The organism is Streptomyces sp. BR1 (assembly GCF_052373795.1).
Classification (GTDB): Bacteria; Actinomycetota; Actinomycetes; order Streptomycetales; family Streptomycetaceae; genus Streptomyces.
The window spans coordinates 6,895,500-6,916,044 of record NZ_CM126252.1 but is presented as its reverse complement, the minus strand read 5'-3'; the positions used below and the strand labels follow the sequence as shown (position 1 = coordinate 6,916,044).

The window sequence follows — 20,545 nt, the reverse complement described above, 5'->3', positions numbered from 1 at the left end:
GAGGCGCTGATGTCGACCCCGCGACGGCTCCCCGACCCGTACTCGTCCGACGGCGGCAGCGCCAACCTCGCCGACATCCTGGAGCGCGTCCTCGACAAGGGGATCGTCATCGCCGGGGACATACGTATCAACCTCCTCGACATCGAGCTCCTCACCATCAAACTGCGGCTCGTCATCGCCTCCATCGACAAGGCGAAGGAGATGGGCATCGACTGGTGGGAGGACGACCCCGCACTCTCGGTCAGCGCCCGCGGGCGTCAACTCTCCTCGGAGAACGAGCAGTTGAAGGCGCGCATCGCCGAGCTGGAATCGGCACGGGGACCGGAGTCTGTGAAGGAGCTGCGCGATGGGCAGTGATCTGCTGTACGTGTACGCGGTGGTGCGGCCTTCCGCGGGTCCGTTGCCCGACGGGGTGTGCGGCCTCGACGGCACACCGCCCCGGTCGGTCGAACACCGTGGGCTGTGCGCCGTGGTGAGCCCGGTGCACGCCGAGGACTTCGACGCGATCCCGCTCCGCGACCATCTGGAGGACCTGGACTGGCTCGCCGCCACCGCCACCACCCACCAGGAGGTGATCGGGGCACTGTTCTCGGTGACCTGCGCGGTGCCGCTCCGGCTCGCCACGGTATGTCGGGGCGAGGACGGGGTGCGCCGACTGCTCGACTCCGGGCGCGCCGGTTTCGTACGAGCTCTGGAACGCCTTGACGGGCGTGTCGAATGGGGCGTGAAGGTGTACGCGGACACCGGCCGGTGAGGCCCCCACCAGTACGAGGCCGGCCGACGGTCGGGAGTATCTGCGGCGGCGGCTCGGTCAGCGGCGCTCCCGCGAAGAGGTGTGGCGCCGGGCCGACGCGGTGTCGCGCACACTGCACACCGAGCTCAGCGGGCGGGCCGAGGCGGGCCGGCTGCACCGGCCGCAGAACGCCCGCCTGTCCGGCGATCCCGGGGAGAACGTCCTCAACGCGGCCTATCTGGTGCCGCGCGAACAGAGCGATGAGTTCGTCGCGACGGTCCGGCAGCTCACTCCGCACACCGACGGCATACGCGTCGAGCTGACCGGCCCCTGGGCGCCCTACTCCTTCGCGGGCGAGGCCGGTCACGACGCCGAGAGGGAGACATGACGGGCGGCGGCGGGGTCCTCGCACAGCGCGAGGTCGCCCTGGTCGACCTGCTCGACCGGCTGCTCGCGGGCGGCGTGGTCATCGCGGGCGACCTCACGCTGCGGATCGCGGACGTGGACCTCGTACGGATCGGCCTGAACGCTCTCGTGAGCTCGGTCAGCGCCCAAGTCCCGTCACCCTTCGTGGAGTTCGACGACCCGACCGACGAACCGTTCGACGAGCCGGAGAAGACGCCATGAGCATCGACAGGAGCAACTGCACCCGGACAGGTCGGCGGCGCCGGGTGGAGCTCGACCCCGACACCGTGGAACGCGATATCGCACGGCTGGTCCTGACCGTCGTGGAGCTGCTGCGGCAGCTCATGGAGCGCCAGGCCCTGCGGCGGGTCGAGTCAGGCGAGCTGACGGAGGATCAGGAGGAGCGCATCGGGCTCACCCTCATGCTGCTCGACGACCGGATGGGCGAGCTGAGGTCGAGGTTCGGGCTGCGTCCGGAGGACCTCAACATCGACCTCGGCCCGCTCGGCCCCCTGCTCCCCAAGGAGACTTAGACGTACGACCAGGTGTTCCTCGACATCACGGACGCCCCGGCACAGCACCCCTTTACGTAGTACCGCGGTACTACACGCGCCCGGGAGTTCACTCCCCGGTACCACGGATCGGGGCCGCCGGGATCCTAGCGTCGCCGGTGTAGCGGGCCAGGACGGTCTGGCACCCGGAGGCGAAGGACAGAACGATGATCGAGGCACACCAGCTGACGAAGCGGTACGGGGAGAAGACGGCGGTCGACCACCTCGACTTCGTCGTCCGGCCCGGCACCGTCACCGGCTTCCTGGGACCCAACGGCGCGGGCAAGTCCACCACGATGCGCCTGATCGTCGGCCTCGACGCTCCGACCAGCGGTTCCGTGACCGTCGGCGGTCGCCGATACGCCCAGCACGCCGCCCCGTTGCAGGAGGTCGGCGCGCTGCTTGAGGCCAAGTCCATCCACCCCGGACGTTCCGCGTACAACCACCTCAACGCGCTCGCGCTCACGCACGGCATCCCGCGCCGCCGGGTCGACGAGGTCATCGAGCTGGCCGGTCTGGGCAGTGTGGCCAAGAAGCGGGCGGGGGCGTTCTCGCTCGGTATGGGCCAGCGCCTCGGTATCGCGGCGGCGCTGCTCGGCGATCCGCAGACGATCATGCTGGACGAGCCGGTCAACGGTCTCGACCCCGAGGGCGTGCTCTGGATACGCAATCTGCTCACCCAGCTCGCGGGCGAGGGCCGTACCGTCTTCGTCTCCTCCCATCTGATGACCGAAGTGGCCCTGGTGGCGGACCATTTGATCATCGTGGGGCGCGGGCGGCTGCTCGCCGACACCACCGTGAACGACCTGATCCGCGAGGTCGGGGGCGACACCGTGAAGGTGGCCAGCGCCGATCCGGCGCGGCTGCGGGAGGCGCTGGCCGGTCCCGGTGTCGACATCACCGGTCACGCCGGCTCCGAAGAGCTGCACGTGACGGGGCTGACAGCGCGCGAGATCGGGCTGACGGCGGCCGAGCACGGGATCGCGCTCTTCGAGCTGAGCGCGCGGACGGTGTCGCTGGAAGAGGCGTTCATGGACCTGACCAGGGATGCCGTCGAGTACCACGGCTCCACCACCGTCGTCGCCGACGCCGAGACCCCCGGGAGGGCGGCATGAGCACCATCACCGCGACCGAGACATCCGCCCCCGCGCCCGCGCCTGCCGCACGTCCGGCCTACCGGGTGACCGGGCCCCGGGTGGTGCGCTCGGAGTGGGCCAAGCTGTGGTCGCTGCGCTCCACGTGGATCACGCTCGGTCTGGGCCTGCTGTTCCTGGTGGCCTTCGGGATCATCGCGGCGGCGCAGTTCAAGTCCCACTTCGACTCCGGCCGGCACATGGACAAGGACTGGGCGGACTCCACCGCGGTCAGCCTCTCCCTGTTCGGTACGAACTTCGCGCAGCTGGCGCTGGGCGTGCTCGGCGTGCTGGTCACGGCGGGCGAGTACTCCACCGGCATGATCCGCTCCACGCTGGCCGCCGTCCCGCGCCGCCTGCCGGTGCTGTGGTCCAAGTCGGCGGTGTTCGGCCTGGTCGCGCTGGTGGTCGCCACGGTCGGCGCGTTCGTCACGTTCCTGATCGCCAGCAATATCGTCACCAGCACACCGGCAGCCATGACGATCTCGCACACGGGTGTGGTGCGCAGCCTGCTGGGCGCGGGCCTCTACCTCGGCCTGGTCGGGGTGATCGGCGCCGCCCTCGGCGCGCTGCTGCGCTCCGTGGCGGGCGGCATCTCGGTGCTGGTCGGCACGCTGATGCTGGTGCCGGGGCTGATGTCGCTGCTGCCGAGTTCCTGGAAGGACGACATCACCCCGTATCTGCCGAGTCACGCGGGCGAGTCGATGTTCGCCCTGACCCACGACAGCACCGCCCTGTCGCCGACGGCCGGACTCGCCGTCTTCATCGGCTGGACCGTGCTGGCGCTTGCGGGGGCCGCGTACCGATTGGTGCGCAGCGACGCCTGACGTCCGGGGCTCGGGTACACCTGCCGCTCAGGTACGGCGCGTATCCTCCGCTGTCGGTGCGGCACCCGGCTCGCCCGGGTGCCGCACCGATGCGCCGGGCCCCATGCGCCTGGCTCCCGATGTGCCTCATGGACAGGTGACACCCGAGACGATGACCGTGACCAGCGACGACACCGCCGGAATGAGCCCCTTGGTCGCCCGCCTGGCCCAGGCCGGCCAGCGGCTGCGGCAGGCGGACCGCGCGCGTCCGTGGGTGCTGGACACGGCCGTCGTGGTGGTGATCTTCCTGATGTTCTGTCTGCCGGATCTGAGGGACGGGGACCACGACCGTCACGACATCGCCCTGAGGTTCACCCGCCCGCCCGTCGCCGGGATGCTGGCGCTCCAGGTCGGACTGGTGCTGCCGCTGCTGTGGCGGCGCCGCAAGCCCTCCGTGGCGTTCGCCGTCATCGCGGCCGTCTTCCTCCTCCAGTGGTCCCTCGGGGTCGCGCTGCGCGCCGATGTCGCGCTGCTCGTGGCGCTGTACAGCCTGACCCTGCACGGGGAGCTGCGGCGGCTGCCCTGGGCCTGCGCTGCCATGGCCGGTGGCCTCGCGCTGGTCGCCGTGGGCGTGTCCTCCGTGGTGTCCGTCTGGGACGCGCTGTTCTTCCTCTTCAGCACCGCGATCGCGGCCGTCGCCGTAGGGCTCGCGGTGCGGATCCGACGGGCGCAGCTCGCCGGTCTGCGCGAGCGCGCGGCCCGGCTTGAGATCGAACGCGACCAGCGCAGCAAACTGGCCACGGCCACCGAACGCACCCGGGTCGCCCGCGAGATGCACGACATCGTCGGCCACAACCTCGCCGTCATGGTCACCCTCGCCGACGCGGGTACGTACGCCTCGGACATCGCCCCCGACCGCAGCAAGGAAGCACTCCAGCTCATCGGCGACACCGGCCGTCAGGCGCTGGGCGAGCTGCGCCGTATGCTCGGCGTCCTGCGCGAGGAGGCCGACGCTCCCGCGTTCCGCCCCCAGCCGGGCATCAGCGACATCGACGCACTGTGCAACCGTATCCGCGCGGCCGGACCGGACATCGCCTACCGCACCGGCGGCGACGTGGAAGTCCTCGACAGCGGCGTGCAGTTGACGGTGTACCGGATCGTCCAGGAAGCACTCACCAACAGCCTCAAGCACGCCGGCGCCGACACCCGGGTCCGCCTCGCGCTCACCAAGGAGGGCACGCGGCTGCACATCCGGGTCCAGGACACCGGGCCGCCCGGCGGTCCGATACGGGCCGGTTCACCGCACGAGGAAGGACACGGTCTGGTGGGCATGCGCGAACGGGCGGCGCTGTACGGCGGCAGTGTCGTCGCGGGACCCGGTCCCGGCGCGGGCTGGACCGTACAGGCGGCCCTCGATCTCGCACCGCTCCCCGCAGCCGAGGGCGGTACGCCATGACCACCGTGCTCCTCGTGGACGATCAGCCACTGCAACGCTTCGGTTTCCGCATGCTTCTGGAGAGCGTCCCGGACACCGACGTGGTCGGCGAGGCCTCGCACGGCGCCGAGGCCGTGCGCAAGGCGGCGGAGCTGCGCCCCGACGTGGTCCTCATGGACGTACGTATGCCGGGTATGGACGGCATCGAGGCCACGCGCCGCATCATCGCCTCGGGCGGGCGCTCCCATGTCCTGGTCCTGACGACCTTCGACCTGGACGAGTACGCGCATGCCGCTCTGCGTGCCGGGGCCAGCGGTTTCCTGCTCAAGGACGCGCGTCCGGAGGAGTTGCTGTCCGGGATCCGTGCCGTGGCCGCCGGCGACGCGGTCATCGCCCCCGCCCTCACCCGGCGCCTCCTCGACACCTACGCCCAACACCTGCCCTGCTCCACACCGAACCCCGAGCCCCACACCGACCCCCGCCTTCGCTCCCTCACCGACCGCGAGCGCGAGATCCTGGTGGCCATCGGGCAGGGCTGGAGCAACGGCGAGATCGCCGCGCGGCTCGTCCTGTCCGAGTCCACCGTCAAGACGCACGTGGGCCGGGTCCTGGCCAAGATCGGCGCGCGCGACCGGGTCCAGGCCGTGATCTTCGCGTACGACCTGGGGCTCGCGCGTCCGAACCCGATGGACTGATCGGTCCGTATCGACGGAGGACGCGCCCGCCGCCTGGCGAGGCCCGGTCCGCGAGCCGACAATGGTGCGGACACGTCCAGGAGGTAGCGATGCGCCAGACCAACCTCACCGGGGAGTCGGCCGCGTACGTCGACGCCCGCGAGGAACTGCGCAACGCCGAGATCGAGCTGATGCGCCACCGCGAACGGGTCGCCGAGCTGCGTCGACGGCTGCCGCTCGGGCCCGTCGTCGAGGACTACGCGTTCGAGGAAGGCCCCTCGGACCTCGACGCCGGTGATGCGCCGACCAACACCGTACGACTGAGTGAGCTGTTCACCGGGCCCGGGCGTGACCTGGTCGTCTACCACCTCATGTACGGCAAGGCGCAGACGCAGCCGTGCCCCATGTGCACGATGTGGATCGACGGGTTCAACGGCATCGCCCACCACCTCGCGCGCAACGTCGACTTCGCCGTCGTCGCGGCGGCCGACCTGCCCGCACTGCGCACGCACGCGCGAAACCGCGGATGGACGAATCTGCGCCTGCTCAGCGCCGGATCGAGCACCTTCAAGTACGACCTCGCCAGCGAGGACGCCGAGGGCAACCAGGACTCGACGGTGTCGGTGTTCACGCGCGACGGCGACGCGATCCACCACGCCTACTCCGTGCACCCCCGGATGTCCGACGACATCGATCAGCGCGGCATCGACCTGCTCAGCCCGGTGTGGCACTTCCTCGACCTCACACGGCGAGGCCGGGGCGACTGGTATGCGGAGCTGAGCTACTCGTAGTCACACGGTCGCCGTCACCTTAGCGATGAACGCGGCGACGTTCGCGACGGTCCGCTGGATCTTCTCCTCCGGCGTCAGCGACTCCTGGAGACGTGCGCCGACGCCCGCGTCCTTCTTGCCCCGTACGTACAACGAGCAGGCGAGGTCGCTGCATATGTAGGCGCCGACCGAGTTGCCCTGCTGACCGGCCTTGCCCGCCTTCGGCGCGACCATCAGGCAGACGCCGCCGGAGTGGGTGGTCAGGCACATCGAGCACATGCTGCGGCGCATCTGTGTGGCGGCCGGGCTGGGGCAACGCAGCGCGAGGGCCTGCGGACGGCCGTCGGCCGACTCGATGACGAGGTACGCGCGGTCGGGGGCCTGCGGGTCGCGCCAGCCGAGGTAGTCCAGGTCGTCCCAGGGCCGCTCGGCCAGGTCGCGCGGGACGGACAGGCGCTTCGCCTCGCCCTTGGTGCAGTTCACGAACGCGGTACGGATCTCTTGCTCGGTCAGTTGCTTCATAAAGCTCACGCTAGTTTGCCTAAAAGCTTTAGGCAAATACATAATGGGTTCTGTCGAACGAGAGGATGGTTATGGCACGGGTAGGACTGACCACGGAACGCCTGACCCGGGCGGGGGCGGAGCTGGCCGACGAGGTCGGGTTCGACCAGGTGACCGTCTCGGCGCTGGCCAGACGGTTCGACGTCAAGGTCGCGAGCCTGTACTCGCATGTGAAGAACTCCCAGGACCTGAAGACCAAGATCGCTCTACTGGCCCTGGAAGAGATGGCCGACCGGGCCTCCGACGCACTGGCCGGACGGGCCGGCAAGGACGCCCTGACCGCCCTCGCGAACGTCTACCGCGACTACGCCCGCGAACACCCGGGCCGCTACGCCGCGTCCCAGCTCAGGCTCGCCCCGGAGGCGGCGGCCGCCAGCGCGGGCATGCGGCACTCACAGATGACACGGGCGATCCTGCGCGGCTACGACCTGCCGGAGCCGGACCAGACGCACGCGGTCCGGATGCTCGGCAGCGTCTTCCACGGCTACGTCAGCCTGGAACTGGGAGGCGGCTTCAGCCACAGCGCCCCCGACACCCAGCAGACCTGGACGCGGATCCTCGACGCGCTCGACGCCCTGCTGCGCAACTGGCCCGCACCGTGATCGCACAGCCACTCCCACCGTACGAACCCGCCGAGACCATGCACTCCACCGAGCACGCCTTGATCACCACGCCCATCACCGCGGACATCGTGCGCGGCGCCCTCGACCTGGAACGCACCGCGCACGGGCTGCTGCCGCACCGGCTGCCCGCCCGGGCCCGCGCCCAGTGCCCCGACGGGCAGCTGGCCATGGCGGAGTCCCAACCCTCAGGCGTACGGCTGGTCTTCCGGACCAGGGCGACGGCTGTCGAGCTGGACACCGTACCCACCAAGCGGGTCTACGTGGGTGCCCCGCCCCGCCCGGACGGTGTGTACGACCTGCTGGTCGACGGCGAGTTGGCAGCCCAGGACCATGTGACCGGCGGCAACACCCTGACCATCGACATGACCACCGGGACTGTAGAGAACCGCCCCGGTCCGCCCGGCACCCTCCGCTTCACCGGTCTGCCCGACCACGACAAGGACGTCGAGATCTGGCTGCCGCACAACGAGACCACCGAGCTCGTCGCCCTGCGCACCGACGCCCCCGTCGAGCCCGTACCGGACCGGGGCCGCAAAGTGTGGCTCCATCACGGCAGTTCGATCAGCCACGGCTCCGACGCGGCGAGCCCCACCACCACGTGGCCCGCGCTCGCCGCCTCCCTCGGCGGAGTGGAGCTGATCAACCTGGGCTTCGGCGGGAGCGCGCTGCTCGACCCGTTCACCGCCCGCGCGCTGCGGGACACCCCCGCCGACCTGATCAGCGCGAAGATCGGCCTCAACCTGGTCAACACCGACCTGATGCGGCTGCGCGCCTTCACCCCCGCCGTCCACGGCTTCCTCGACACCATCCGCGAAGGCCACCCCACCGCACCGCTGCTGGTCGTCTCCCCCATCCTGTGCCCCATCCACGAGGACACCCCCGGCCCCAGCACCTTCGACGTCACCGCCCTCGGCACCGGACAACTCCAGTTCGCGGCGACGGGCGACCCGGCGGAGCGCGCGAGCGGAAAGCTGACCCTGAACGTCATCCGCGACGAGCTGTCCCGGATCGTGGAGCAACGGAGGGCGGACGACCCGAACCTGCACTACCTCGACGGCCGCGCGCTCTACGACGAGCCCGACACCACCGAACTCCCGTTGCCCGACGGGCTCCACCCGGACGCCACCACCCACCACCGCATGGGCGAACGGTTCGCCCAACTGGCCTTTGTGGAGGGACCGTTCGCTGACCGACCCGGATGTTCGGCATCAGCATGAGCGGCTACTGGGGCTCGCGCGCCGCGGCCACCGACCGCCGACTCGCCGCGCTGGCCGCCTTCGAGGCCGTCACCGGCGACTTCCGGACCATCTTCGAGCACGCCCAGCCCAGCTTCAAGAACAACTACATGTACATGGCCGGGTACACCGACGAGGAGGCGTTCGACCGCGAGTTGTCCGCCCGTATGCCGCTGGGCGACCTGGTCCGCGACATCACCTGCCCGGTTCTGTACGGCATCGGCGAGTTCGACGAACTCACCCGGCTGGAACAGGCCTTGGCCAGCTATGAGCGCATCGGGGCACCCAAGGAGATGCGGGTGTACGAGAACGAGTTCCACCCGCTGGGCGGTGTGGCGGCCGAGGTCTTCCGCTTCGGTGCCGAATGGATCGAGCGCGCCCTGAACGGCGAGTTCGCCGAACCCGGCCGCGATGTGCGCCACTACGTCCACCACGACGGCCGCACCACCGACGGCACCGCCGACTCCACGTGGTGGCTCGGCACCGTCCCCGCCGAGATCGCCGACCACCGGCGCGGCTAGCCGACAACTGGCACTTGACCCGGGTCTTTGCCGCGCGGAGACTGGTATACGAAGTATGTGTGCCTCGTAGGTATACGTCGGAGACGTCGGGTTCCCTACCGCTTCGCTGCCGCGCCTCGCTGAGTGGACGCGGGCAGCGGTGCGGGCGTGGATACGAGCCCCGACCCCGTACGCCGCGCCGGCGCCCCGCGTGGGCGGTGCGTCGGCGCGGTCACCGCACTCCCCCGAAGGGAGGCCGCGAGATGCCCCTCCAAACTGACCGAACCATCCGCACGCGCTTCTGGCTGGAGACCGTCCTGGGGAGCCTTTCCGGGGCGTTGTTCCTGGTCACGCTCGTCTGGCGGGACTGGATCGAACTGCTTCTGGGGGTCGATCCCGATACCGGCAGCGGAGCCGTCGAGTGGCTCGTCGTCGCCGCGACGGCCCTGGTCACCGTCCTCTGCGCGCTCGGCGCGAGGAGCGAATGGCGTAGAACGCACCCGGTCACCGCACACGCCGTGCGGTAGCGACGCCGGGCTCGATGCGAGAGGAGGATTGCCATGCCCGAGGATGTCACCGCACTCGTCCGAAAGGCCCCGCTGAGTTTTCTCGGTACGGTCATCCGGCTCGGCAGCGCGCGCATGACGGCCCTGCCGGTCGACGACCGTACGGCAGTGGTCCAGGTCGACCAGGTACTGCACGCACCCGACGCCTTCAAACGGCTCGCGGGCACCGAGATCACCGTTCAGCTGTCCAGCGAGGTCGACCCGCCGGCGCTCGGCGAGTCGGCCGCGTTCTTCACCCAGGGAATGGTCTACGGCGAGAGCCTGGCCGTGACCGAGGTGGGACGGCTGCCCGCCGACGCCGTCCAGGAACACGTCGCCCTGGCCGCCACCACCGCCAACGCGATGCCGTTCTCCGCGGTCCAGCGCGAGATCCGTGACGCGGACATGGCCGCCCACGCCGGGGACGCGGACGCCGTGGTGGTCGGCGTCGTGGTGAGCCTGGAGCAGGCGGACGGCTTCCAGGCCTCCGAGCACTCCCCCGACTGGTGGCGTGCGCAACTGGACGTGGAACACGTGGAGCGGGGAGAGGTCCCCTCCGGGAAGATCGCCGTGCTCTACCCCAACAGCCAGGACTTCCGCTGGTACAAGGTGCCGAAGCCGAAGGCATCACAGGAGGGCATGTGGATCCTGCACGCCACGACCGGCGACCTGAGTCGGCAGGCGCCGTTCCAGCTCCTCCATCCCGATGACTACCAGCCGGTGCAGAAGCTCGACGCACTGCAGGCGGCAAGGAGGTGAGCCCGTATGTCCACCCTCAAGGTCGTCAACATCACCCCTGTCGCCCTGAGCGGCGAAACGACCCAGGACGCTGAGCCCAGCCTCGCGGTCAACCCCGAGAAGCCCACCGAGATCGTCGCGACCGCGTTCACCCCCGACCCGATGGGAGGCCCGTTCGCCCCGGTCTACGTGTCGACCGACGGCGGGGACACCTGGGTGCTCAGAAGCATCGTTCCCGGCGGCGACGACGGCATAGGCACCGGGGACATCTCGGTCAGCTTCGCGTCCGAGGGAGGCGCCCTGTACGCGGGCATCCTCAACGGCAAGGCCGCCGAGCACAACATCCTGAGAATGCAGATCCTGCGCGCACCGAACATCGCCTCGACCGCACCCATGGACATCCTCGTCTCCCGGGACTCGGAGGACCAGCCCTGGGTCGTGGCCGGGAGCGTCGGCGTCAACGGCGCAAGCCACGACCGTGTCTACGTCGGCAACAACAACGTCGGACACAGCGCGAAGACCGCGACCGTCGACGTCTCGGGCGATGCCCGGACGGCGCCGGCACCGGCCGGGTTCGCACCCGTTCCGATCGAACGGCGTGGAACCGCGGGCCAGGACGGGCCACCGATCCGGATCGCCCTGCACCCCAGTGGGACGGTGTACGCGGCGTTCGAGAGCTGGCAGAACACCCAGGGGCCCAACGTCACCTTCGACGTCGTGGTCACCCGTGACGACAACGGCGGAGTCGGCGCCAAACCCTTCCAGGACCTCACGGACGCGGCCGACAGCATCGTCGGCCAGCGGGTGGCGACCAAACGGTTCGTGAAGTTCAACGCCTCCATGGGCCAGGACCGCCTCGGCGGCGACCTGTCCATCGCGGTGGACCCGGCGGACGCCGGCAACGTGTACATCGCCTGGTGCGACCGCGTGGGCGGGCTCACCGGGGTCGACTACACGCTGCACGTACGGCACTCCACCGACCACGGGCAGACCTGGTCCGACGATCTGCGCACCATCACCAACGCCAAGAACCCGGCGCTCGCGGTGAACTCCGGCTCCCTGGTCGGACTCAGCTACCAGCAGTTCGCGCAGGCGCAGTGGGTGACGGCACTGGAGACGACGGCCGACAGCTGGCAGACACCGGCGCAGCGGCAGGTGCTGCACCAGGCACCGGCCAACGTACCCATCACCCAGGGCCTGCCGTTCCTCGGCGACTACATGCGGTTGCTGTCGATCGGGAAGGACTTCTACGGAGTGTTCTCGGGGAACAACACCCCTGACAACGCCAACTTCCCGGCCGGTGTGACGTATCAGCGCCACGCCGACTTCGTGCACCACCAGTTGCTCGACCTCGACAACGTGACCCGCGTGCCGCCGTCGATCGACCCGTTCTTCTTCCACCGGGCAGCGTAGAGCCCGTAGTTGAGGCGCCCACTCGGCGAGTGGGCGCCTCAACTACGCGCTATTCCTGAGTCGTCAGGCAGAACTGCACGAGCCCGGCGTCGACGTCCAGGACGATCCGCTCCATCTCCGTCCACGGCGGTTGGAAGCTCTTGCCCCACTCGACGGTGAAGGCGAGGACCTTGCCCTTCGCGGGGTCGACGAAGTGGCGCGAGAAGGCGTAGTCGTCGCTGGTCCCGCTGGTCGGGTAGAGGTGGAAGCCGGACATCGGGGTGTAGGTACGGCCGCGTACACCGTGCAGCGCCCGGCAGAACCGCTCCGCGAGCAGGACCGAGTTGTCGGCGTCCTCCTTCGGGATGTACTCCGCGTAGGCCAGGTCACCGGCGACTCCGCGTTTGCCGTCGTAGGCGGGGTTCTGGAAGTTCTTGTCCGGGTCGTCCGACTGGTTCTCGTCGTCGCCCCAGACGAAGAGGATGTCCTCGGAGTAGCTGTGCACATCGACGAACCAGCGGGTCCTGGGATATGTGTCGAGGAGCCAGCGGACGTTGCGGGTCTCGGGCTCGGAGAACGCGCTCGGGCCCTCGTACACCTGGGGGTCGCACGGATCGGCCGAGACCTGCGGGCCCGCCGTCGGGTCGAAGGCGGTGGCGAAGTCGAAGAGGAAGTCATAGTTGCGGTTGATGTCGACGCCGACGCACTTGGGTCTGCCGCCCGAGTTCGCGGGGTCGCGGTTCTTGCGCCACATCGCCTGGACGGTCTGGCTGTAGTGCCGGCCGTCGGGGTTGACGAGCGGGAAGACGACGACATCCAGGTTGTCCAGGATGGTCCCCACCTGGGCGGAGGTGAAGGTCGTGTTTCCGTAGGCGAGGCCCGTACCGGTGCTGGATGCTTCGAGCAGGTCGGCCGCGAGGTGGACGAGGATCTCGCAGCTGCCCCATTCGCGGGCGTGCACGCCTCCGATCATTACGACACTGTCGTTGGTCCCGGCGGGGGCGGTGCCGAGCCGCAGGGCGTGGCAGGCGCGGCCCTCGACGGAGGGCTCGGGCAGGTCGACGAGCTCGCATTGGGCCGGGAACGCGGTGGCGAGACTGGCCACGGCGGACTCGACCTCGGTGATGTTGAGATACGACATGGTGTCCCTCCTAGGTGTCCTTCACCTTGAGGGCCAGTCCGCGCGGAACCGCGTCCGCCGCGGCGAACCGGTCCCCTGCGCCGACCTCGGCCTGGCGTGCGCGTCCGGTGGCCGCGGCGTCCTCCAGCGTCGTGACCACCACACCCTCGCGTTCGAGGGCTTCGGCTGCGTCCGGGGATACGTAGGCGTCGATGCTGAAGCTGCCGTCCTCGCCCTGGCGGGGGCGGCCTCCGACGTCGGGACGGGCCTCGCGCAACAGCGTGCGCAGGGTATCGGCGTCCTTGGCCGTGACACGGACACGGAGAAGCTCGTACGGATCAGTGGACATGGCGACCTCTTCCGGGCGCCCTCGGGTCCCACATCGGCGATGCCGGCTCTCACATCAGCTCGCACATCGGCGATGCCGACGGCGCGGGCGCTGACGTACGCGTAGTTCGGATGTCTGGATATGCCCGATGTATACCTCGTATCTTCAGCGTGCGCTTCCGCCGTAGAACGAGTCAAGCGGGGCCTCGGGCATCCGGCTGAGCAGGCCGTCGAGGCCCGCGATCATCTCCTGCTCGTCGTCGTACTCGGTGAACAGCGGGACGAGCGCGCGCAGCCTCGGATACTCGGCGGCGGGCAGCCGGTGCAGGCCCAGGCGCAGCATCGGGTCGGGCTCGTCGGGATCGTCGACGACCTGGCGCTTGTCGACCAGGAGGGAGCCGAGGTTCCAGGCCACCACGGCGCGGTAGATCCGCAACGCCGTGGCGTCGTCGAAACCGGCCCGGCCGAGGACGGCGAGGATGTGCTCGGTGAGCTGGAGCGCCGGGGCCGGGCGCCGGGCCACCGGGACGCTGAGCGGGCGGGTGGCCACCAGGGGCAGGATCTCGGGGTGGGTGTGGGCCACCACGGCGAAGGTGCGGCAGATGCGTCGCAGCTCGGTGCGCCAGGCCTGGTCGGCGGGCCCGGCGTCCCGGTCGGCCCGGGACTCCTCGGCCGAGCTTCGCAGCCGGTCGTTGACCTCGGCGAAGAAGGCTTCGACCAAACCGTCGACCAGGGCCTCCTTGCCGGGGAAGTACCGGTAGAGGGCCATCGACTCCACGCCCAGGTCGGCGGCCAGACGGCGCATGGTGAGCGCCGCCAGCCCGTCGCGGTCGACCAGCGAGACGGCCGCGGCGAGCACCAGCGGACGACTCAGCCGCCCCCTTTTCTCGGGGCCGCCCTGTTCAACCATGTCCGCACCCCTATCGCGTGCGTTCCCGACTCCGCCGGGTGTGCCCAGGTCGGTCGGGGGGGATAGAAATAAGGATACAAGGTAAACAGGGTAAATACACTCTTCAATCATCCTGAACCACCCCGAGCGCCGCCGAGCCCGCTACAGCGGCGGGACCAGGGTGAAGTAGCGGTCCAGCAGGGACCGGTCTCCCCTGACCTCCAAGTGGTCGGCGGGCACGCGCTGCCACAGGAACAACATCAGGTCCGACGCCGTGGCGGTCAACTCGACGTCACAGCACGCGGTTCCCTCGTTGACCAGGACCTCGTCGCCCTCGAACTGGATGATCCAGATGCCTGCGCCGTCGCTCTGCCGGAACCGCATCCGTTCGCCCGATCCGCGCGGCGCCTGCTGCACGGCCCGCCGGAACGGGGCCATGACGCGGAAGGTGTGGGTGACGGCGTCCACCGCGAGGAGGGTGTCGACGGGCCCGGGCTTTCCCACCGTGTTCTCGGCGTCCCAGCGGTGCACGGCCGCCTCGATCGCCTGGATCCGCTGCCAGAAGCCGACGGTCTGCTCCGTCGACCAGGTCCACACCTCTTCGCGCGGATCGCGGGTGGCGAACAGCCGCTCCAGTCTCGCCGCCCCGTCCGCGAACCAGTCGAGGAGACCGGGCGGCAACGGGCCCCGATTCGGCGCCTGTTCGGGGTGGGGCCAGCCTTTTGCGTCGCCGGGAAAGCGGAGGAAGGCGAGGTCGGTGCTGTCGGGTTGGCTCGGCGCCCGCTCCTCGATGACACGGATGACGTACCGGTGCACCGAGCCCAGATGCATCACCAGATCCGACAGCGACCAGCCGGGACACGACGGAACGAGCGGCGTCTGCTCACCCCCCGTCGCCAACTCCCTTCTGACAGCGGCTTCCAGTGCCTCGGTCTCACGGTGGAACTGCGCGACGTAGTCCATGGCTCCCACTGTGGCATATACACCTACGGGCTCAGACGGGCTTCTGCGAGGCGGCGGCCTCGGGACGCAGATCGGCCAGATGCAGGCGCTGGGCCGGTGGGTCGGGCAGGACCATTCGGCGGTCCGGGCGGAGGCCGGGGCCGATGCGGAGGAGTTCACCGGGCTCCAGCAGGCGCCAGTCGGGGTGGTCGTCCATCCGCTCACTGGCGATCACCACCGCGGGCGCCTCGGCGAGCTCGCGGGAGTGGACGCGCAGCCGTCCGACGCTGCCGCTGTGGTCCAGGTGCCGGGTGCCGTGGTGACCGCCTGCCGCGCGCTGGAGTACGTACAGCTCGTGCGTGTCCGGATAGCGCAGCGCCCACAGCTCGTCCGGTGTGGTGAGGACGAGATTGAGGGCGTAGACGGGCAGGTGACCGGCGACCCAGCGCACCGCGTGCTCGATACCGGCGGCGACGTCTCCGTGGTGCGCCCGGATCTCCCTGGTGATCAGGGCGAAGAGGCGCTCGGAGTCGGTGTCGCCGATGGCGAGGGCGCGGTCCGGGCCCAGGTGGGCGTCGAGTCGGTCCAACCCCTCGACGACCCCGTTGTGCGCGAACAGCCGCCCGTCCTGGGCGAAGGGGTGGGTGTTGCGGACGTCGAGGCCGCCGGTGGAGGCGTACCGGATGTGCGCGAGGAACGTGGCCGAGCGGACCTGCCGGGCTTCTTCGGCGAAGGCGCGGTCCTCGAAGGCGGCGATGCGCTCCTTGCGCACCTGCGCGATGCCGCCGGCGTCGAAGAAACCGAGACCGGTCCCGTCGGGGTTGCGACGGCTCTGGTCGCTGAGGCTGTCGGGGGCGTCAAGGAGCCAGAACGTGGCACGGGTGCGCTGTGGGGCGCTGGTCAAGGCGAACAGGCGGCACATGGTGTTACTCCATTCCCGGCGGGCCGATTGGGTGGATCAGCCGTTCCACGTCCAGTCGGCGACCTCGGGCAGATCGGTGCCGTGGGCGCGGATCCAGGCGTGGTGGCGGGTGCGGGCGTCGGCCATGCTCTGACGGACCGCCGCCGCGCGCACGGCAAGCCGTGGCACCCGGTCGATGACGTCCATGACCAGGCGGTACCGGTCGAGGTCGTTGCGTACGACCATGTCGAAGGGCGTGGTCGTGGTGCCGGACTCCTTGTAGCCGCGTACATGGAGATTGGCGTGGCCCGTGCGGCGGTACGCGAGGCGGTGGATCAGCCACGGGTAGCCGTGGTAGGCGAAGACCACCGGCCGGTCGCGGGTGAACAGCGCGTCGTACTCGAAGTCGGCCATCCCGTGCGGGTGTTCCTCGCGGGGCAGCAGCTTCGTCATGTCGACGACGTTCACGACGCGTACGACCAGGTCCGGCAGATGGTCGCGCAGCAGTTCGGCCGCCGCGAGGACTTCCTGGGTGGGGATGTCCCCGGCGCAGGCGAGCACGACGTCCGGTTCGCGGGTGCCGTCCTCGGTGCCGGCCCACTCCCAGATGCCCGCGCCGCGCGCGCAGTGCACCCGGGCCTCGTCGAGCGAGAGCCAGTCGAAGCTGGGCTGTTTGCCCGCGACGACCACGTTCACGTAGTCGCGGCTGCGCAGCACGTGGTCCGCCACGGACAGCAGGGTGTTGGCGTCCGGCGGCAGATAGACCCGTACGACGTCGGGGCTCTTGTTGAATACGTGGTCGACGAAGCCGGGGTCCTGGTGCGAGAAGCCGTTGTGGTCCTGGCGTCAGACGTGCGAGGTGAGAAGGTAGTTGAGGGAGGGTACGGGGGCGCGCCAGGGAAGCGTGCGCGCGGTCCGCAGCCACTTGATGTGCTGGCCGACCATCGAGTCCACGATGTGCGCGAACGCCTCGTACGACGAGAACAGGCCGTGCCTGCCGGTCAGCAGATAGCCCTCCAGCCAGCCCTGGCAGAGGTGTTCGGACAGGACCTCCATCACCCGGCCGTCACGGGCGAGGTTCCGATCGCTCTCCAGGGTCTGTGCCTGCCACGCCTTGCCGGTGACCTCGAAGAGCGCGCCCAGCCGGTTGGAGTCCGTCTCGTCGGGGCCCACCACACGGAAGTCACGCCGCTCGGCCGTGTCGCTCATGATCTGCGCGAGCAGACCGCCGAGCACCCGGGTCGGCTCGTGCAGGGTGGCGCCGGGTTTGTCGACGGGGACGGCGAAGTGCTCCAGGGGCGGCACGGGCAGATCGCGGGTGAGCGCGCCGCCGTTGGCGTGCGGGTTGGCGCCCAGGCGCCGCTCGCCGTCCGGCACGCAGGCCAGGACCCGCGCCGAGGGACGGCCGTCGGCGTCGAAGAGTTCCTGCGGCCGGTAGGAGCGCAGCCATGCCTCCAACTGCCGCAAATGATCCGGGTCTTCACGAACGTTGGCGAGCGGCACCTGGTGGGCGCGCCAGGTTCCCTCGACGGGTTCGCCGTCGACCTCGGCCGGTCCGGTCCATCCCTTGGGCGTACGCAGCACGATCACCGGCCAGCGCGGGCGGGTGGTGGACTGCTTCGCGCGGGCGATGCGGTCCAGGGCCAGGTCCATCGCCCGCGCCATCGCCCGGTGCACCTTCAGCGGGTCGGAGCCGGTGACGTACAGCGGCTCATGGCCGTATCCGGTCAGCAGCGCGTCGAGTTCGGCCCCGGGCAGCCGGGAGAGCACGGTGGGATTGGCGATCTTGTAGCCGTTGAGATGCAGGATCGGCAGCACCGCGCCGTCGTGGACCGGGTCGAGGAACTTGTTGGAGTGCCAGGACGCGGCGAGCGGCCCGGTCTCGGCCTCGCCGTCGCCGATCACACAGGCGACCAGCAGACCGGGGTTGTCGAACGCGGCCCCGTACGCGTGGGAGAGCGAGTAGCCGAGCTCGCCGCCCTCGTGGACCGAGCCGGGCGTCTCGGGCGCCACATGGCTGGGCACCCCGCCGGGGAAGGAGAACTGCCGGAACAGCTTCGCCATCCCGGCCGCGTCCCGGCCGACGTCCGGGTATACGCGCGCGTACGAGCCGTCCAGCCAGGAGTTGGCGAGGACCGCCGGACCTCCATGGCCGGGACCCCAGACGCACATCGCGTCCAGCGAGCGCTCCTTGATCACCCGGTTGAGGTGCGTGTGCACCAGGTTGAGGCCGGGCGAAGTGCCCCAGTGGCCGAGCAGGCGCGGCTTGATGTGGTCGGGCCGCAGCGGTTCGGTCAGCAGCGGGTTGTCGAGCAGATAGATCTGGCCTGCGGACAGATAGTTCGCGGCCCGCCAGTGGGCGTCCAGGGAGCCCACGTCCGGTTCCCGCTCCGGGTCCGCCGGTCGGTCCTTCGTCACGGTGCCTCCTACGTCGTGAGCCACGGATGCGAGCAGTGGCTCATGGACGTCTGCGGGTTCCATCCGCAGGCTCCTTCAGTCGTACGGGTCGACCGGGAGCGAGGCCAGACTGTCGGCGGCCAATCCGGGCGGGGCGCCACCCGGAAACGAAGCCGGTCCCTCCCCGGGCCTGAACGGCCGGGGAGGGACCGGAGTCGTCACCGTGCGGGTCGTCAGTGGTGACGGCTCGCGCGGACGAGGGCCGGGACGAAGCGGGCGGCGTCGATGGTGCCGATGCCGGTCGCCATGTCGTAGCCGTTCACCGCGGTGTAGCCGGTGACGCCCTGGTAGCTGTTGTTCGTACCGTCGTTGACGTCGACCAGACCGCTGGAGCGCTTGTAGCCCTCGTGCTTGTACAGGGCGTACAGCGCGTCCTGGATGTTGCCGACGCGGTGACCGGCCGCCTGGTCGGCGAGCGCGACGATGCCGGAGAACAGCGGGCTCGCCTCGCTGGTGCCGCCGGACACGTCCCAGCCCACCGCGGTCGGGTCGTAGCTGGAGTACACCCAGGCACCGCCGTTGACCGCGGCGGCCATCGAGATGTCCGGGGTGGCGCGCTGGGTGCCGACCACCGAACGGACGCCGTTCTGGTAGGCGGGACGCTTGAAGACGTGCGACTGGCCGCCGCCGCCCGCGCCGTTGTCGTTGTACACGCTCTCCGGCTTGAGGCGGTTGCCCAGGTCGTCGAGGTGCAGCTGGGTGCCGCCGATCGAGGTGACCAACGGGTCGGACGACGGCCAGGAGTTGACCGGCTTGGTGTAGTAGCCCTTGCCGTCCGCGGTGTTGTCCGTGGCGCCGCCGTCACCGGAGGAGGCGAGCACGGTGACACCGTGCTTGGCGGCGTCCTTGAACGCGTACCGCAGCTTCTGGATGCTGGAGAAGTCACCCTTGTCGAAGCCCGGGAAGGTGTTCTCGGTGGCGCCGAAGCTCTGGGTGATGACGTCGCCGACACCGCGGTCGATCATCGCCTTCTCGGCGTCCATCATCTCCGGCAGACCGGTGACGCCCTCGGTCTCGGCGACGGCGGTCTCGACGAGCACGATCTTCGCGTCGGGCGCCATCGCGTGCGCCATCTCGACGTCCAGGGTGGACTCGCCGGCCCAGCCGGTCATGTCGGGGTTCTTCGGGTCCCACTTGGGGACGTTGCCCCACTTGACCACGGAGACCTTGGAGCTCTTGATGCCGAACTGCTTGCTGTAGACGTCCAGGTCGTGCTGGATCGTCGGCGAGCCGAACGAGTCCACGATCACGATCGTGCGGCCCTTGCCGGTGATACCGGCGTGGTACAGCGGGTTGAGGTTGTACGCCTGGCGGTACTGGAGCGGACCGTAGCAGGCTATCTTCCACTTGGTCTGGCACTGTTCCGTCGTGAGCGGGGTGCCCACCGCGCGGACCAGGTTGTGTCCGGCGATCGCCGGAACAACCTTGGTGTGCGGGGTCGCGGCAGGTGCGGCGACGGCGGACCCGGGCAGCGGCGCGGTCAACGCCGCTGCGGTCGCCAGGGCGGTGGCCCCAAGTGCTGTGGCGGCGACGCGTGTCCGGGAACGGGCTCTGCGCATGAATGCTCCTTGTATGGAGGGTTGCCGCCTTCGGCGGCTGCTGTGATCCCACCCGCAGCGTCATGCGCAGGACAAGTACGTTTATCGCTCGATTGCCGAACGTTTTACCTGGCGAGCCTTTCTTTATTGGTTCATGACCACCTCATGGGCCACCAATTGGGCCGTCAAGCCGTAGTCAGGGAGCCGCGATTCACAAAACGGGCGTATCGCGGCCCCCTGGGATCCGGCCACCCGGCCACACCCTTTACC

The 20,545-nt window shown here is 69.8% G+C and carries 21 protein-coding genes and 2 pseudogenes; 15 read left to right on the top strand and 8 right to left on the bottom strand.

Annotation, left to right across the window (positions count from 1 at the left end):
* The first annotated feature begins 9 nt into the window (after positions 1-9).
* The 9 genes and pseudogenes from ACT1U9_RS30435 to ACT1U9_RS30395 all read left to right on the top strand — a co-directional run bounded on the left by ACT1U9_RS30435 (position 10) and on the right by ACT1U9_RS30395 (position 6,528).
* A complete protein-coding gene (locus ACT1U9_RS30435) occupies positions 10-357 on the top strand; it encodes a gas vesicle protein (RefSeq protein ID WP_444535835.1) in 348 nt (115 codons plus the stop codon).
* Positions 347-1,121, top strand: a pseudogene (locus tag ACT1U9_RS30430) (GvpL/GvpF family gas vesicle protein). Before ACT1U9_RS30435 ends, ACT1U9_RS30430 begins: the two are co-directional and overlap by 11 nt.
* Complete coding sequence (locus tag ACT1U9_RS30425; protein WP_444535834.1) at positions 1,118-1,360, top strand: gas vesicle protein; 243 nt, start codon at positions 1,118-1,120, stop codon at positions 1,358-1,360. Before ACT1U9_RS30430 ends, ACT1U9_RS30425 begins: the two are co-directional and overlap by 4 nt.
* Positions 1,357-1,671: a gas vesicle protein K gene (locus tag ACT1U9_RS30420; RefSeq protein ID WP_444535833.1), complete on the top strand. Its 315-nt coding sequence runs from the start codon at positions 1,357-1,359 to the stop codon at positions 1,669-1,671. The genes ACT1U9_RS30425 and ACT1U9_RS30420 overlap by 4 nt, the downstream gene beginning before the upstream one ends.
* 185 nt (positions 1,672-1,856) lie before the next feature.
* A complete protein-coding gene (locus tag ACT1U9_RS30415; RefSeq protein ID WP_444535832.1) occupies positions 1,857-2,804 on the top strand; it encodes an ATP-binding cassette domain-containing protein in 948 nt (315 codons plus the stop codon).
* Positions 2,801-3,649, top strand: a complete 849-nt coding sequence (locus ACT1U9_RS30410) for an ABC transporter permease (RefSeq protein WP_444535831.1) — start codon at positions 2,801-2,803, stop codon at positions 3,647-3,649. Before ACT1U9_RS30415 ends, ACT1U9_RS30410 begins: the two co-directional genes overlap by 4 nt.
* Before the next feature lie 151 nt (positions 3,650-3,800).
* A complete protein-coding gene (locus ACT1U9_RS30405) occupies positions 3,801-5,084 on the top strand; it encodes a sensor histidine kinase (RefSeq protein ID WP_444535830.1) in 1,284 nt (427 codons plus the stop codon).
* Entirely contained in the window at positions 5,081-5,758 is a 678-nt protein-coding gene (locus ACT1U9_RS30400; RefSeq protein ID WP_444535829.1) for a response regulator, read from the top strand. Before ACT1U9_RS30405 ends, ACT1U9_RS30400 begins: the two co-directional genes overlap by 4 nt.
* Positions 5,759-5,847: 89 nt before the next feature.
* The gene (locus tag ACT1U9_RS30395) at positions 5,848-6,528 is read left to right on the top strand and encodes a DUF899 family protein (protein ID WP_444535828.1); all 681 of its coding nucleotides are present in this window, start codon (positions 5,848-5,850) and stop codon (positions 6,526-6,528) included.
* On the opposite strand, the gene ACT1U9_RS30390 is transcribed toward ACT1U9_RS30395, so the two are convergent.
* Positions 6,529-7,029, bottom strand: a complete 501-nt coding sequence (locus ACT1U9_RS30390) for an FBP domain-containing protein (RefSeq protein ID WP_444535827.1) — start codon at positions 7,027-7,029, stop codon at positions 6,529-6,531.
* 71 nt (positions 7,030-7,100) lie between these two features.
* On the opposite strand from ACT1U9_RS30390, the gene ACT1U9_RS30385 reads away from it, so the two are divergent.
* The 6 genes from ACT1U9_RS30385 (at position 7,101) to ACT1U9_RS30360 (ending at position 12,122) form a co-directional block, all read left to right on the top strand.
* Positions 7,101-7,670: a TetR/AcrR family transcriptional regulator gene (locus ACT1U9_RS30385; protein ID WP_444535826.1), complete on the top strand. Its 570-nt coding sequence runs from the start codon at positions 7,101-7,103 to the stop codon at positions 7,668-7,670.
* A 38-nt stretch (positions 7,671-7,708) separates the two neighbouring features.
* Complete coding sequence (locus ACT1U9_RS30380; RefSeq protein WP_444539291.1) at positions 7,709-8,908, top strand: GDSL-type esterase/lipase family protein; 1,200 nt, start codon at positions 7,709-7,711, stop codon at positions 8,906-8,908.
* Entirely contained in the window at positions 8,905-9,447 is a 543-nt protein-coding gene (locus ACT1U9_RS30375) for a hypothetical protein (protein ID WP_444535825.1), read from the top strand. Before ACT1U9_RS30380 ends, ACT1U9_RS30375 begins: the two co-directional genes overlap by 4 nt.
* Before the next feature lie 242 nt (positions 9,448-9,689).
* Entirely contained in the window at positions 9,690-9,953 is a 264-nt protein-coding gene (locus tag ACT1U9_RS30370) for an ABC transporter permease (RefSeq protein WP_444535824.1), read from the top strand.
* 33 nt (positions 9,954-9,986) lie between these two features.
* Complete coding sequence (locus tag ACT1U9_RS30365; protein ID WP_444535823.1) at positions 9,987-10,730, top strand: hypothetical protein; 744 nt, start codon at positions 9,987-9,989, stop codon at positions 10,728-10,730.
* Between the two features lie 6 nt (positions 10,731-10,736).
* Positions 10,737-12,122 carry a hypothetical protein gene (locus ACT1U9_RS30360; RefSeq protein WP_444535822.1) on the top strand — a complete coding sequence of 462 codons (1,386 nt, stop codon included), beginning with the start codon at positions 10,737-10,739 and terminating at the stop codon, positions 12,120-12,122.
* A 49-nt stretch (positions 12,123-12,171) separates the two neighbouring features.
* On the opposite strand, the gene ACT1U9_RS30355 is transcribed toward ACT1U9_RS30360, so the two are convergent.
* The 7 genes and pseudogenes from ACT1U9_RS30355 to ACT1U9_RS30325 all read right to left on the bottom strand — a co-directional run bounded on the left by ACT1U9_RS30355 (position 12,172) and on the right by ACT1U9_RS30325 (position 20,296).
* Positions 12,172-13,242 (bottom strand): M14 family metallopeptidase, encoded by a 1,071-nt coding sequence (locus tag ACT1U9_RS30355; RefSeq protein ID WP_444535821.1) that lies wholly within the window; start codon positions 13,240-13,242, stop codon positions 12,172-12,174.
* A gap of 10 nt (positions 13,243-13,252) precedes the next feature.
* Positions 13,253-13,570: a hypothetical protein gene (locus tag ACT1U9_RS30350; protein ID WP_444535820.1), complete on the bottom strand. Its 318-nt coding sequence runs from the start codon at positions 13,568-13,570 to the stop codon at positions 13,253-13,255.
* A gap of 144 nt (positions 13,571-13,714) precedes the next feature.
* On the bottom strand, positions 13,715-14,458 hold the full coding sequence (locus tag ACT1U9_RS30345; protein WP_444535819.1) for a TetR/AcrR family transcriptional regulator: 744 nt from the start codon (positions 14,456-14,458) through the stop codon (positions 13,715-13,717).
* 141 nt (positions 14,459-14,599) lie between these two features.
* On the bottom strand, positions 14,600-15,400 hold the full coding sequence (locus ACT1U9_RS30340) for a maleylpyruvate isomerase family mycothiol-dependent enzyme (RefSeq protein ID WP_444535818.1): 801 nt from the start codon (positions 15,398-15,400) through the stop codon (positions 14,600-14,602).
* A gap of 31 nt (positions 15,401-15,431) precedes the next feature.
* Positions 15,432-16,301: a class II glutamine amidotransferase gene (locus ACT1U9_RS30335; protein ID WP_444535817.1), complete on the bottom strand. Its 870-nt coding sequence runs from the start codon at positions 16,299-16,301 to the stop codon at positions 15,432-15,434.
* A 36-nt stretch (positions 16,302-16,337) separates the two neighbouring features.
* A pseudogene (locus ACT1U9_RS30330) lies at positions 16,338-18,761 on the bottom strand (phosphoketolase family protein).
* Positions 18,762-18,910: 149 nt separating this feature from the next.
* Positions 18,911-20,296 (bottom strand): S53 family peptidase, encoded by a 1,386-nt coding sequence (locus tag ACT1U9_RS30325; protein WP_188273651.1) that lies wholly within the window; start codon positions 20,294-20,296, stop codon positions 18,911-18,913.
* Positions 20,297-20,545 lie beyond the last annotated feature (249 nt).

What these genes read in the sequence shown, in the direction of transcription:
- ACT1U9_RS30435 (WP_444535835.1), top strand. Translation starts at nt 10, where the DNA reads ATGTCGACCCCGCGACGGCTCCCCGACCCGTACTCGTCCGACGGCGGC.
- ACT1U9_RS30425 (WP_444535834.1), top strand. Translation starts at nt 1,118, where the DNA reads ATGACGGGCGGCGGCGGGGTCCTCGCACAGCGCGAGGTCGCCCTGGTC.
- ACT1U9_RS30420 (WP_444535833.1), top strand. Translation starts at nt 1,357, where the DNA reads ATGAGCATCGACAGGAGCAACTGCACCCGGACAGGTCGGCGGCGCCGG.
- ACT1U9_RS30415 (WP_444535832.1), top strand. Translation starts at nt 1,857, where the DNA reads ATGATCGAGGCACACCAGCTGACGAAGCGGTACGGGGAGAAGACGGCG.
- ACT1U9_RS30410 (WP_444535831.1), top strand. Translation starts at nt 2,801, where the DNA reads ATGAGCACCATCACCGCGACCGAGACATCCGCCCCCGCGCCCGCGCCT.
- ACT1U9_RS30405 (WP_444535830.1), top strand. Translation starts at nt 3,801, where the DNA reads ATGACCGTGACCAGCGACGACACCGCCGGAATGAGCCCCTTGGTCGCC.
- ACT1U9_RS30400 (WP_444535829.1), top strand. Translation starts at nt 5,081, where the DNA reads ATGACCACCGTGCTCCTCGTGGACGATCAGCCACTGCAACGCTTCGGT.
- ACT1U9_RS30395 (WP_444535828.1), top strand. Translation starts at nt 5,848, where the DNA reads ATGCGCCAGACCAACCTCACCGGGGAGTCGGCCGCGTACGTCGACGCC.
- ACT1U9_RS30390 (WP_444535827.1), bottom strand. Translation starts at nt 7,029, where the DNA reads ATGAAGCAACTGACCGAGCAAGAGATCCGTACCGCGTTCGTGAACTGC.
- ACT1U9_RS30385 (WP_444535826.1), top strand. Translation starts at nt 7,101, where the DNA reads ATGGCACGGGTAGGACTGACCACGGAACGCCTGACCCGGGCGGGGGCG.
- ACT1U9_RS30380 (WP_444539291.1), top strand. Translation starts at nt 7,709, where the DNA reads ATGCACTCCACCGAGCACGCCTTGATCACCACGCCCATCACCGCGGAC.
- ACT1U9_RS30375 (WP_444535825.1), top strand. Translation starts at nt 8,905, where the DNA reads ATGAGCGGCTACTGGGGCTCGCGCGCCGCGGCCACCGACCGCCGACTC.
- ACT1U9_RS30370 (WP_444535824.1), top strand. Translation starts at nt 9,690, where the DNA reads ATGCCCCTCCAAACTGACCGAACCATCCGCACGCGCTTCTGGCTGGAG.
- ACT1U9_RS30365 (WP_444535823.1), top strand. Translation starts at nt 9,987, where the DNA reads ATGCCCGAGGATGTCACCGCACTCGTCCGAAAGGCCCCGCTGAGTTTT.
- ACT1U9_RS30360 (WP_444535822.1), top strand. Translation starts at nt 10,737, where the DNA reads ATGTCCACCCTCAAGGTCGTCAACATCACCCCTGTCGCCCTGAGCGGC.
- ACT1U9_RS30355 (WP_444535821.1), bottom strand. Translation starts at nt 13,242, where the DNA reads ATGTCGTATCTCAACATCACCGAGGTCGAGTCCGCCGTGGCCAGTCTC.
- ACT1U9_RS30350 (WP_444535820.1), bottom strand. Translation starts at nt 13,570, where the DNA reads ATGTCCACTGATCCGTACGAGCTTCTCCGTGTCCGTGTCACGGCCAAG.
- ACT1U9_RS30345 (WP_444535819.1), bottom strand. Translation starts at nt 14,458, where the DNA reads ATGGTTGAACAGGGCGGCCCCGAGAAAAGGGGGCGGCTGAGTCGTCCG.
- ACT1U9_RS30340 (WP_444535818.1), bottom strand. Translation starts at nt 15,400, where the DNA reads ATGGACTACGTCGCGCAGTTCCACCGTGAGACCGAGGCACTGGAAGCC.
- ACT1U9_RS30335 (WP_444535817.1), bottom strand. Translation starts at nt 16,301, where the DNA reads ATGTGCCGCCTGTTCGCCTTGACCAGCGCCCCACAGCGCACCCGTGCC.
- ACT1U9_RS30325 (WP_188273651.1), bottom strand. Translation starts at nt 20,296, where the DNA reads ATGCGCAGAGCCCGTTCCCGGACACGCGTCGCCGCCACAGCACTTGGG.